At 64.9% G+C, this 11,578-nt stretch carries 15 protein-coding genes and 1 tRNA gene; 15 read left to right on the top strand and 1 reads right to left on the bottom strand.

Features of this window, described 5'->3' with window-relative positions:
* A partial coding sequence (locus tag ABLA28_RS08090) for a hypothetical protein (protein ID WP_347713226.1) occupies window positions 1–416 on the bottom strand: 416 nt, incomplete at its 3' end.
* A gap of 248 nt (window positions 417–664) precedes the next feature.
* On the opposite strand from ABLA28_RS08090, the gene ABLA28_RS08085 reads away from it, so the two are divergent.
* The 15 genes from ABLA28_RS08085 to coaBC all read left to right on the top strand — a co-directional run.
* Window positions 665–847, top strand: a complete 183-nt coding sequence (locus ABLA28_RS08085) for a ferredoxin (protein WP_299300232.1) — start codon at window positions 665–667, stop codon at window positions 845–847.
* Between the two features lie 51 nt (window positions 848–898).
* Window positions 899–975: transfer RNA gene (locus ABLA28_RS08080), tRNA-Ile, on the top strand.
* A 94-nt stretch (window positions 976–1,069) separates the two neighbouring features.
* On the top strand, window positions 1,070–1,840 hold the full coding sequence (locus ABLA28_RS08075) for a Nif3-like dinuclear metal center hexameric protein (protein ID WP_347713225.1): 771 nt from the start codon (window positions 1,070–1,072) through the stop codon (window positions 1,838–1,840).
* Window positions 1,841–1,919: 79 nt separating this feature from the next.
* Window positions 1,920–2,924 (top strand): tryptophan--tRNA ligase, encoded by a 1,005-nt coding sequence (trpS, locus tag ABLA28_RS08070; protein ID WP_347713224.1) that lies wholly within the window; start codon window positions 1,920–1,922, stop codon window positions 2,922–2,924.
* A 29-nt stretch (window positions 2,925–2,953) separates the two neighbouring features.
* On the top strand, window positions 2,954–3,751 hold the full coding sequence (locus tag ABLA28_RS08065) for a ScpA family protein (RefSeq protein WP_347713223.1): 798 nt from the start codon (window positions 2,954–2,956) through the stop codon (window positions 3,749–3,751).
* On the top strand, window positions 3,726–4,373 hold the full coding sequence (gene scpB / locus ABLA28_RS08060) for an SMC-Scp complex subunit ScpB (RefSeq protein ID WP_347713222.1): 648 nt from the start codon (window positions 3,726–3,728) through the stop codon (window positions 4,371–4,373). Before ABLA28_RS08065 ends, scpB begins: the two co-directional genes overlap by 26 nt.
* Window positions 4,363–5,082, top strand: coding sequence for a pseudouridine synthase (locus tag ABLA28_RS08055; RefSeq protein WP_347713221.1), 720 nt, complete (start codon window positions 4,363–4,365; stop codon window positions 5,080–5,082). The genes scpB and ABLA28_RS08055 overlap by 11 nt, the downstream gene beginning before the upstream one ends.
* A gap of 24 nt (window positions 5,083–5,106) precedes the next feature.
* Window positions 5,107–5,997 (top strand): HDOD domain-containing protein, encoded by an 891-nt coding sequence (locus ABLA28_RS08050; RefSeq protein ID WP_314715698.1) that lies wholly within the window; start codon window positions 5,107–5,109, stop codon window positions 5,995–5,997.
* Window positions 5,998–5,999: 2 nt separating this feature from the next.
* The gene (gene cmk / locus ABLA28_RS08045; protein ID WP_347713220.1) at window positions 6,000–6,680 is read left to right on the top strand and encodes a (d)CMP kinase; all 681 of its coding nucleotides are present in this window, start codon (window positions 6,000–6,002) and stop codon (window positions 6,678–6,680) included.
* Window positions 6,677–7,306 carry a lysophospholipid acyltransferase family protein gene (locus ABLA28_RS08040; RefSeq protein WP_347713219.1) on the top strand — a complete coding sequence of 210 codons (630 nt, stop codon included), beginning with the start codon at window positions 6,677–6,679 and terminating at the stop codon, window positions 7,304–7,306. Before cmk ends, ABLA28_RS08040 begins: the two co-directional genes overlap by 4 nt.
* Window positions 7,307–7,337: 31 nt before the next feature.
* Window positions 7,338–8,456 (top strand): GTPase HflX, encoded by a 1,119-nt coding sequence (hflX, locus tag ABLA28_RS08035; RefSeq protein WP_347713218.1) that lies wholly within the window; start codon window positions 7,338–7,340, stop codon window positions 8,454–8,456.
* Window positions 8,457–8,694: 238 nt separating this feature from the next.
* Window positions 8,695–9,576: a YicC/YloC family endoribonuclease gene (locus tag ABLA28_RS08030; protein WP_347713217.1), complete on the top strand. Its 882-nt coding sequence runs from the start codon at window positions 8,695–8,697 to the stop codon at window positions 9,574–9,576.
* A 33-nt stretch (window positions 9,577–9,609) separates the two neighbouring features.
* Window positions 9,610–10,197, top strand: coding sequence for a guanylate kinase (gene gmk, locus ABLA28_RS08025; protein WP_299302181.1), 588 nt, complete (start codon window positions 9,610–9,612; stop codon window positions 10,195–10,197).
* On the top strand, window positions 10,194–10,424 hold the full coding sequence (locus ABLA28_RS08020; protein ID WP_299302178.1) for a DNA-directed RNA polymerase subunit omega: 231 nt from the start codon (window positions 10,194–10,196) through the stop codon (window positions 10,422–10,424). Before gmk ends, ABLA28_RS08020 begins: the two co-directional genes overlap by 4 nt.
* The coding region (coaBC, locus tag ABLA28_RS08015; RefSeq protein ID WP_347713216.1) for a bifunctional phosphopantothenoylcysteine decarboxylase/phosphopantothenate--cysteine ligase CoaBC at window positions 10,385–11,578 on the top strand (1,194 nt) is incomplete at its 3' end. The genes ABLA28_RS08020 and coaBC, both read left to right, overlap by 40 nt.

Here is an 11,578-nt window from a genome sequence, read left to right as displayed (position 1 = left end):
TACACTCGACTAGTCGTCGGCAGCGTCAGATGTGTATAAGAGACAGGAACTCCATGCAGCTTGATGGACACCAGCGTGTCGGTCTCGGCCTTTCTCTCCTTCTGGATGGATTGCCAGACGGGCAGGATGTCCTGTTTGGAGGCGGGGATGATGAGCGTCGTTCCCTCGGTGAGGCGGTCGACGGTCAGGTCGTTGGCCCACAGCACGTCCGCCGAGGTCAGCTTGTTCGAGCGGCAAAGCTCGGACAGCTTCTTCAGGTCCTGTTTCCGGTCCTTCGAGAGGGACAGGGTCTGACGTTCGACGCGGGGAGCGGACTGGGCGGGAGACGAGACGAGCAAAACGAACAGGAGGAACAGGAACAAAACGGGAATGGCCGGCACGTGGCCGTTCTTGTATTTTTCTCTTTTAAGCGACATGGCAAAGCCTCTCCTCGTCATCACGGGGCAGCAGGATGCGAATGGGGAGCCCGAAAATATTTTATGAAGGCTATTATAACCGATAGATGTTTTTGCCGTCCTCGGGAAGGGGACCGCAGGGATCGGCGGAGCGGATGGATAGAGCATTTTGCCGGCTCGTCCGTCGGCAGGTTTGACGATGAGGCACCAGCATAATACAATAAGCGCGCTCCCTGGAGCTTACGGGTACGGAGGTGAGGATGGGATCCATGAAGGTATCTCTGGATCGCTCGGCCTGCATCGGCTGCGGCGTGTGCACTCAAATAAGTCCGGAATGTTTTGTCCTGGACGAGAATGCGGGGACCGCCAAGGTCCTGCGGGAGGAGAGCGACGATCCGTCCGTCAAGGAGGCAGAGAGCAGCTGCCCCGTAAGTTGCATTCGCGTCGAATGACGGTTAAAATATAGCGTCCGTTCGTGCGTTTTTATTGGTCATGCCATACGAGGGCCCATAGCTCAAGTGGTCAGAGCCGCCGGCTCATAACCGGAAGGTTCCTGGTTCAAGTCCAGGTGGGCCCACCATAGACGATCCGCTCCTACTTTGTGGGAGCTTTTTTTATTTGGAGGAAGCGCCGATTCGAGTGGGAGCTTCCTCAGGATGCCGGAGGTGACGCGCATGAAGTTGAGGTCGGTGCTGGAGGAGATCGATCGGGCGGCGCCCTTTGCCCTGGCCGCCGATTGGGACAACGTCGGGCTGATGGTCGGCGATCCGGATCGGGAGGTCCGCAGGCTGGGCATTGCCTTGGACCCTCTCCCCGAGGCGGTGGTGGAGGCCGCGGAGCGCGGATGCGAGGCGCTGCTGACCCACCATCCCCTTTTTTTCTCCCCGATCAGGCACCTGGATCTCTCCCGCGATCCGGGGCGGGCGGTCCTTGCCGCCGTCGAACGGGGCGTCGCCGTCCTTGCCGCGCACACCAACTGGGACTCCGCGGAGGGCGGCGTCAGCTTCGAACTGGCCCGCCTCCTGGGGCTTCGGGATGTCTCCGTCCTCGACCCCGATGCCAGACTGGGGGCGGTCGGGAATTTCGAGGAACCCCTTATGGCCGGGAAGGCGCTGGAGCGGGTCAGGCGGGCCTGGGGATTGTCGTGGCTCGACGGTTACGTGTCCGAGAGTTGTAGTATACTGCGGGTGGCGCTCTGCGGCGGATCGGGAGCCGATCTGTGGCCTCGCGCCAGGGCGGAGGGGGCGGACCTGTACGTCACCGCCGACGCGAAGTATCATGTGCTGCTGGATGCGGTGCGCGAGGGAATGCCGGTCGCCGTCGTCGGCCACGCCGAGATGGAGCGGGCCTCCCTGAAGGAGCTGGCGCGGCGGCTCGCCGTGCCGGGCGTTCTCGATACGGTCCTGATCGAAGCGGGGGGCCTCGCGTCCCCGCTTCGTCTTTAGCGGACGCGTCGCCCGCCGCCTCCGTTTACCAAATTTTCGAGGGGATTTTTGAATTGCAGAACGAAGGGGTGTCTCGTCGGTGAAAGGACGGATTGTGAGCGGAATGAGGGCGACGGGCCTGCTGCACATGGGGCACATGGCCGGTGCGCTGAGCAACTGGGTTCGGCTTCAGGACGATTACGAGTGCTATTACTTTATAGCCGACTGGCACGCGCTGACGTCCAATTACGCCGACTCCGCAAATACCGCGGGCTATTGCTACGATACCCTGCTGGACTGGCTTTCGGTCGGGCTCGATCCCGAGAAGTGCGCCATCTTCATTCAGTCGCACGTCCCGCAGCATGCGGAACTCGGCTGGGCGCTTGCCATGATCACCCCTCTGGGCTGGCTCTACCGCAATCCCACCTACAAGGAACAGATCGAAAACATCAGGAACAAGGATCTCGACACCTTCGCGTTCCTGGGCTATCCCGTCCTGATGGCGGCCGATATCCTGCTCTATCGGGCGGACCGGGTCCCGGTGGGCGAGGACCAGAGCGCACACCTGGAGCTGAGCCGGGAGATCGCCAGGCGGTTCAACCACTTCTATGGGGAGGGGCTTTTGGTCGAGCCTCAGGCCCTGCTGACCGAGACCCCCAAGGTTCCGGGGACCGACGGGCGCAAGATGAGCAAGTCCTACGGCAACTCCCTGCAGATCTCGGAGGCGCCCGAGTCGGTGTGGAACAAGCTGCGCACCATGGTCACGGACCCGGCCCGCATCAAGAGGTCGGACCCCGGAGACCCCGACAAGTGTCCGGTGTGGGACCTGCACAAGGTCTTCAATCCCGATGCCGCCGAGCGCGCGGAGATCGACGCGGGATGCCGTTCCGCGTCGATCGGGTGCGTGGACTGCAAGAAGAAGCTGAATGCCCATATCCAGGAGATGATGGCGCCGATCCACGAGCGGCGTGCGAGGTATGCCGGGGACAGAAAGCTCATGGACGATATCCTTGCCCACGGGGCGGAGCGGGCGCGGGCAAAGGCACGGGAGACGATGGATACCCTCTATCCCGCCATGGGGCTTGTCCCGGCCTTCTCCCGGTAGGATTCTGCCCTGAGGCTCCGGGGGGACCGATGCCCAGGGAGGTCTTCGAGGTCTCCGTCGACGGATTCTCCGGGCCGCTCGACCTCCTGTGCCACCTGGTGGAGAGCCGTCAGATGCAGGCATCCCGCATCAAGGTCGCCCACCTCGTCCGCATCTACGGAGCGTATCTGGCCAGGACCCGCTCGGCCTCGGCCGAGACGATCGCCGAGTTTTTCTTTATGGCCGCGGGTCTTCTGCTGGAGAAGACCCGCTCCCTCCTGCCCGAATCCGCCCCTGGGGCCGGGACGGACTGCGAGGATCCGGACTCCGATGTCGACGAGGAGGCCTTTCTCGAGACGCTGGCGCGCTATCGTCCCTACAGGGAGGCCGCGCGGTGGCTCTGGGAGCGCAGGGAGCGGGAGATGCGTTACTTCCGCCGCGTCGTCGAGGAGGACGAGGTCCCGGAGGCCCCCCGTCCAGAGGAGCTGGAATATGACATCGGGGACCTCTACTTCCTTTCTCGGGTGTGGTGGGGGCTTTTCGAGCGCTGGTCGAGGTCCCGCGGCCGGGATGAAAATGCGCTTTGGAACGAGGTGGAGGACGCCGAGTGGAGCGGGATCCCCGAGGCCCTTCCCGAGGAATCCCAGATCCAGGCTCGTATCGGAGAGCTCGAGGAGCAGCTGGCCCGGGATTCTTTGCTGTCGCTCCGCACGTTGTGCGGGGCGGCCAAATCCGTCAAACTGCTGGTGGTGACGCTGTTGGCGCTTCTCGAGATGTGCCGGATGGGAAAGATCAGCATAGAGCAGGAGACCCTTTTTTCCGATGTCACGGTCCGCGCGAAGTCCTGAGAGCTCCGATCACGTCGAGGAGCGGCGGAGCCTGTCCGTCCTTGCGGCCCAGATCGAGGCCGTGCTCTTCCTTGCCGTCTCTCCCGTCCCGTCCGGGGAACTGCAGTCCGTGCTCGGCGTCTCGGGGGGGGAGGTGTCCTCCGCCCTGTCGGAGCTGGCCGCGCACCTCGAGGGCGGGCATGGCCTGGTCCTCAGGTCCGTCGCGGGAGGGTGGGTCCTGGAGACCAACCCTCATTTCGCCGAGGTGCTCGCCCTGTTCCGCGATACCTCGCGCAGGGGGCGCGTCCGGCTCAGCCGGGCCGCGGTGGAGACCCTGGCCGTGATCTCGTACAACCAGCCCGTTACGAGGTCCGAGGTGGAGGAGCTGCGCGGGGTTCGTTCCGAACGGGTCATCGAGACGCTTCTGAGCCATGGGCTCGTGCGCATCGCGGGGCGCAAGAAGGCCAGCGGGTCGCCCCTGCTCTATCGGACGACGCCGCGTTTCCTGGAGCTCTTCGGCCTCGAGGCGATAGCGGACCTGCCGAGCCTGGAGGAGCTTGGAGAGCTTGGGGCCGACCCTCTGGAGGATGCCGGGCCGGAGGGACCGTTCCCCGAGGGGGAGGAGGAGACCGGTGCGTCTTAACGCTTTTTTGGCGGCGTGCGGCGTGACCTCGCGGCGCAAGGCCGAGGCCATGATTCTCGAGGGGCGGGTCCGGGTCAACGGCAGGATCGTCCTGCTTCCCTACCTCGAGGTCGACCCGGAAAAGGACGACGTGCGGTGCGACGGCCGCAGGGCGGTTTTGTCCGCGCACGTCTATGTGGCGATGAACAAGCCGGTTGGGGTGGTCTGCGCCGTGGCGGACAAATACGACCCCGTCGTGGTGGACCTTCTGCCCGAGCGGCTGCGCCGGGAGCGCATCTACCCGGCGGGGCGCCTCGACCGGGAGAGCGAGGGACTGCTGATCCTCACGAACGACGGCTCCTTTGCCCAGAGCATCCTTCATCCGTCCAAGGGCGTGACCAAGGAGTACGAGGTGCTGCTCAACATCGAGATCAACGAGCGGCAGACGGAGCGCTGGAGAAACGGGTTCGAGATCCAGGGGCGCCATGTCCGGCCCATCGCCCTCTCCGCCCTGGACAGGGAACCGCGGGGGCGATGGCTTCGCGTCGTCATTGGAGAGGGGCTCAAGCGCGAGGTGCGGACGATGGCCAATCTGGCCGGCTTTTCGGTTCGTGCCCTGATCCGCCGCCGCGTCGGACGCATGGTCCTGGAGAACCTTCGTGTCGGCGAGTTCGTGGAATTGTCTTTTTCCGAACTCTACACTAAAATATTTGAAGGTGGCGCAGTATAGCCCTCACGCAAGGAGGACATGTCCGTGAGTGAAATCGACGAGCGTTCAAGGGAACTGATCAAGACACGTATCATCAACAAAATGAAGGAGATAAAGTCCTTCCCTCAATTTGTGGTGGAGACGCTGCGAAAGCTCAACGACCCTACCAGCAGCGCGTCGGACGTCGCTCAAAGCCTCTCTCGTGACGAAGGGTTGGTTCTGCGCATCCTGAAACTGGCAAACTCCGCCGCCTACGGGATGACACGCCACATGTCGAACATCTCCGAGGCGATAGCGCTTCTGGGCTACAAGAACGTCAGCAACATCGTCCTGGCGGCGACGGTCTACTCCGTCATGGACAAGGGGCTCTCGGGCTATGCCCTGGACCGCGGGGAGCTGTGGCGCCACTCCCTGACCGTGGCCTACGCCTCCCGCTATATCGCTCAGGTCACGAAAAAGGTCTCCCCCGAGGAGGCCTATGTCGGAGGGCTTCTTCACGATGTCGGAAAGGTCGTCCTCAACGACTACGTGCGCTTTGGATACGGCATCATCGTCAAGATGGTCGAGGAGGAGCAGATCCCGTTTACGGAGGCGGAGTTCCGGGTGCTGGGGTTCGACCACGCCATGGTGGGGGAGATCCTGGTGGAGCGGTGGGACCTTCCCAAGGGATACCAGTGCGCCGTCGCCTACCATCACAAGCCCAACGAGCTCCCGGAGGAGTTTGCGGAGTTTCAGCCTCTGCTGGACGTCGTCAGCGTGGCCAACTCCATGTGCCTGATGCTGGGGATCGGCATCGGGGCGGACAGCATGCAGAACTACATGTTCCCCGAACCGCTGGAGCGGCTGGGCATCACGAACTTCGAGGCCCTGATGTCAGACCTCGTGGATTTTGCGAGCAAGGCCACCGAGGAGATGGCGGACATGCGGGGGTTCTGAGAGTGTCCTTCGTCGTCGCCATCGACGGACCGGCCGGGGCGGGAAAGAGCTCGGTCGCGAAACGGCTGGCGCACCGGTTGTCCGTCCGCTACCTCGATACCGGGGCGATCTATCGCGCCATAGCCTTCGACCTGGACCGAAAGGGCATCCCTCCCGACGACACGGCGGACCTGCGGGGGGCCTTGAGGGGAATCTCCATCGAGCTGAGGGAGGGAGGCGTCCTCCTGAACGGCGAGGACGTGAGCGCCGCGATCCGAACGCCTCACGTGGATGGGATCGTCTCGGCCTATTCGGCTCTGGGGTGCGTCCGGGAGGCGCTGCTGGATCTCCAGCGAGGGCAGAGACAATATGGTTCCTTGGTCGTGGAGGGGCGTGACGTGGGAAGCGTGGTTTTTCCCGATGCGCCCCTGAAGTTTTTCATGACGGCCTCGCCGGAGGCCCGGGCCCGCCGCCGCTGCCTCGAGCTGCAGCGAAGGGGAGAGCCCGTGCCCTTCGAGGATGTCCTGTCCCAGATACGTGTGCGGGACCGTTTCGACAGCACCCGGGCGATAGCCCCGCTGACGCGGCCCGAAGATGCCGTCCTCGTCGACACCTCGGAGATGACGGAGGACGAGGTTCTGGAATATCTGGAGCGACGCGTCCGGGACGTGCTGGAGCCGGAGGGGAGGGAGGAAGCCCAGTGAAGCCCAATCCGCTGTTCTACTGGCTGGTCCGGAATACCTTCCGGATCATCCTGAGAGTTTACAATCGCTGCTCCATCCGTTGGCTGGAGGACCTCGACCCGGACGAGAGGGTGGTCGTGGCCTGCAACCATGCCAGCAACCTCGATCCCCTCGTTGTGGGGTCATTTTTCCCGAGGCGCCTCCGCTACTTCGCCAAGGAGGAACTCTTCCGCTCGTGGTTTCTGGGAACCTCGATCCGTGCCCTCGGCGCCGTGCCCGTTTCGCGGGCGGACAACGCCTCGGCCGCGGGCGCCCTGAAGGGGTTCATGAAGCTCTATCACGAAGGAAGCGACATCCTGATCTTTCCCGAGGGAGGGCGTTCCCCGGATGGCCGCCTTCAGCCCCTGGAGGCGGGCGTCGCCCTGATCGCCGCCAGGGAGCGCGCTCCGATTCTGCCGGCCTTCATCCACGGAAGCTTCGACGCCATGCCTACGGGCTCCCGTTTCGTCCGTCCGTCGAGGATCACCCTGACCTTCGGGCGGCCTCTGCGCTTCCCCACGGAGGTCTATGAGAGCAGGGGCGGCAGGGACGTCATTATGGGGGCGTTGACGGACGCCATGAGGGCCCTTGAGTCGGCGCCGTCCTGAGCGTGGGACTCCCCGCTCGGGGGCGATTTTGGTGGGGCTCTCCCTTCCGGACCGGGAGGGAGAGCCCGAGAACTCCCTCGACGAGCTGGCGCTGCTGCTGGGTTCTCTGGGCATCGAGGTGCTGGGGAGCGTCGTGCAGCGCAGGGAGTGTCCCGACCCCGCCTGCCTGATCGGCAGGGGCAAGGCGGAGGAAGTCCGCCTGTTCTGCCTCTCGCGGTCGGCCCGTTACGTCGTCGTCGACGAGCGGCTTTCTCCCGTGCAGAAGAGCACGCTGGAGAAGCTCACGGGGGCGACGGTCTGGGACCGGCCGTTCGTCATCATGAAGATCTTCGAGCGAAGGGCGGTTACGGCGGAGGCGCGCCTCCAGGTGGAGCTGGCCCTGACGCGCTACGAGATCCCCCACCTGAAGGGATTGGGACTCCAGATGTCCCGGACGGGGGCGGGGATCGGGACGCGCGGGCCCGGAGAGACGGAATTTGAACGCCACCGCCGCCGGCTGGAGCGGCGCGTGCGCGAGATCTCCAGAAAGCTGGAGAACGTGAGGCGGCAGCGCCGTCTCGTCCGGGATCGGCGGAAGAAACGGGGAATCCCGACGGTGTCCCTGGTCGGGTATACGAATAGCGGAAAGTCCACCCTGCTGAAGGCCCTCTCCGGGGATGCATCGATCCTCGCGGAGGACCGGCTTTTTTCCACGCTGGACATGTCGGTGCGGCGCATCGTCCTTCCGGGCGGGGGCGCGGTGCTGTTCTCGGACACCGTGGGTTTCATCCGGAGCCTGCCCCCTGCGCTGGTGGCCGCTTTCCGCGCCACGCTCGAGGAGATTCGCGAGGCGGAGCTCCTGCTGTTGCTGCTGGACGCCTCCGACCCCGAGGCCATGTCCACCTACGAGGTGATCGTGGACACGCTGACGGAGATCGAGTGTCGGGAGCTCCCCCGCCTGCTGGTCCTGAACAAGCTGGATGCCGTCCCTCCGGGAGAGGCGGAGAGCCTGGCTCTGGCCCTGAGGGTGAAGGGCGAGGACGTCCTGGGGATCAGCGCCCTGCAGGGGACCGGGCTCCGGGGGCTTCTGATGTCCGTGGAGCGGGAGCTGGCCTCCCGCAGCGAATGGTTTACGCGCCCGGCGTCCTTCGATGCGCTGAGGAAACCCTGATTGGATTCATGTGGCCTCCCGGCGGTACCCCAGCTTGCCTGTTTTGAAAAGGAGGCTTGCCGGGGCCGCCGCTATCCCCGGAGGGGAGCCTTCCGGCGGCCGCTCGCTTCGCTTGCGGGCCGCTCAGTCTCACGATAGCGGCGTGGGGGGCGAAGCCCCTATGTTGCCTTTCCCCGGGGGCTGGCTTTTGTTTTTTCGGAATCTCGTCCTCGGACGAAAGAGATAGACGGAGGTCGCGATGTTTTTAAGCATGACGGGATTTGGCCGTTCCTCCCGGGATTTTCCCTGGGGGGTCGTGACGTTCGAGCTGACGTCGGTCAACCATCGGTATCAGGATTTCTCGGTGCGGCTGCCCCGCGAGCTCGCCTCGCTGGAGAGCTGGATGGTCGCCTCCCTCCGTTCCGCCATAAGGCGCGGCAAGGTGAGGCTTTCCGCGGATGTCGCCTGGAATCCCGGGGCGAGGAGCCCGGTGCTGGACGAGCGGGCCCTCCTCTCCTGCTTCGAAAAAGTTCAGGCGTTGTCGAAGGGGATGGGGCTTCCGGCGCCCTCCGACCTGACGGCGTTTTTGTCCGTTCCGGGGGTCTGCGACATGCCCGACGCCGCGAGGGGGGCGGAGCTCGACGCCGAGGCATGGAGCGGGCTGCTGAACGAGGCCGTCGCCTCTCTGATGGAGATGAAGCGTTCGGAGGGTGCCAAGCTGCTGGCGGTCGTAGAGGAGGAGCTGAGGGCCTTCGAGGCCGTCGCGGCGTTCCTCGCCGAGCGGTGGAAAACGGCCTCGGATGGGGCCGTCGAGGCCCTCAGAACCCGAATCGAGAAGGTCGTGGAGCATTTCGGACTTGGAATCGACGACGGACGGCTCGCCCAGGAGGTCTCCCTCATGTCCGATCGCTGGGACGTCTCGGAGGAGCTGGCGCGCCTCGCCGCCCACATCGCCAAATTCCGCCAGACGGCCGGAGGCGGGGAGTCCGAGGGGCGCAAGCTGGACTTTCTGATCCAGGAGATGAACCGCGAGGTCAACACGATGGGTTCCAAGGTGGGGGACGCCGAGTTCCGGTGGGGGGTCGTCGAGGCGAAATCGTGCCTCGAGCGGATCCGGGAGCAGATACAGAACGTGGAATGAGATGAATTTGGAAATGACAGGGATCGAGGAACGATGAAGGCGAAGGAAAGGGGAACGCTTTTTGTCCTCTCGGGCCCCAGCGGCGTGGGCAAGGGGACGCTGCGCGCCCGGGCGCTGAGGGATATCGAGGGGCTGACCTACTCCGTCTCCTGCACGACGCGCCCTCCCCGGCCCGGGGACCGCGAGGGGGTGGACTACCGCTTCGTCTCCGAGGACGAGTTTTCGAGGATGGTGGAGCAGGGGCGGTTTCTGGAGTACGCCAGAGTCCATGGAGGCCCCCGCTACGGGACCCTGAGGGAGGACGTCGAGCGCGAGCTGGACGCGGGGCGGGACGTGCTTCTGGAGATCGACGTCCAGGGGGCCCTGCAGGTTCGTTCCCTCATCCCCGATGCCGTCACGATCTTCGTTCTTCCCCCCTCGGAGGAGGAGCTGGAGCGCAGGCTGCGGGGACGCCATACCGAGACGGAGACGGAGCTCAGGGCCCGGCTGGAGAGCGCCAGACGGGAGCTGAAGGAGGCCCCGAAATATGACCGGGTCCTGGTGAACGACGATCTGGACGAGGCCTCGACGGCCCTCAGAAGAATGGTTATGGATTTCAGGGAAGGCAGGTTGCGGAGATGAAATTTTACGACCTCGACGCGCTCGAGAATAAATGCGGGACCGACAACAAGTACGAGATCACGGCTTTGGTGGCGGCTAGGGCCCGGTGGCTGAGCGAGCATAAAACGGTGGAGGAGGACCTTTCGATCAACGAGAAATATCTGTCGATGGCCCTGCTGGAGTTCGAGAAGGGGGAGGTCCCCGAGGAGTGGACGAAGCGGATCCCCGAGCCCTCGGGCGTCGAATGATCGCCTGGAAGCGGGCCCGGCGAGTTCTGCTCTGCGTGACGGGGGGCATCGCCGCGTACAAGATCCCGGAGCTGGTCAGCCGGCTGGTCAGGCTGGACTGCGAGGTGGAGATCCTCATGACGCGCGCAGCGGAACGGCTCGTCAGCCCCCTTGCGCTCTCCACGCTGTCGGGGCGCCGGGTCTGGCGTCAGGACGATTTCCTCTCCTGCGAACGGGGGTTCGAGATCCCGCATATACGGCTGGCTGATTGGGCGGAGGTTGTCCTCGTCGCCCCCTGTACGGCCAATACCGCTTCGGACCTGGCCCACGGGAGGGGAGAGAGCCTGATCGCGTCGGCCCTGCTTGCCGCGAGGGGCCCGGTCCTTCTGTTCCCTGCGATGAACGTGCACATGTTCGAGCATCCCGCGACGCAGCAGAACCTGCGCATCCTGTCGGAGCGGGGGGTTCGCGTGGTCGACCCCGCTTTCGGCGCTCTGGCCTGCGGTTACGAGGGCAGGGGGCGGCTGCCGGAGACGGACCTGATCCTGGAGGAGCTGTTCCGTGCCCTGGCCCCGAAACGGGACATGGAGGGCGTCCGTCTTCTGGTGACCGCGGGGCCGACCCGGGAGTACCTCGACCCGGTCCGCTACCTCTCCAATCCCAGCACGGGCCGGATGGGTATCGCCATGGCCCGCACGGCGTGGTATCGCGGCGCCGAGGTGAAGCTGGTTCTGGGGCCGGTCGAGGGGACGGGGACGCTCCATGGGCTGGAGGTTCGCCGCGTCGTCTCCGCCCTCGAGATGTACGATGCGGTCATGGAGGAGTCGGATTGGGCCTCCTGCGTGGTCAAGGCCGCCGCGGTGGGCGACTATCGCGCAAGGGACCGCTCCCCCCGCAAGATCAAGCGGGAGGGACGGGAGACGGTCTCCATCGAGCTCGAGCAGAACCCGGACATCGCGGCGGAGGTCGGGCGGCGCAAGAGGCCCGGGCAGGTCCTGATCGGCTTCGCGGCGGAGACCGACGACCTCCTGAAGAACGCGCGCGCGAAGATGGAGCGGAAGGGCCTGGACCTGATCGTGGCGAACGACGTGCTGGCGCCCGGGTGCGGGTTCGGGGCGGATACCAATACGGTGCGCGTACTTTCCCGCGACGAGGAGACGGTCCTCTCGGGAAGC

Source organism: uncultured Fretibacterium sp. (genome assembly GCF_963544685.1).
Taxonomy (GTDB): domain Bacteria; phylum Synergistota; class Synergistia; order Synergistales; family Aminobacteriaceae; genus CAJPSE01.
This window is presented reverse-complemented; position numbering and strand designations above follow the sequence as displayed.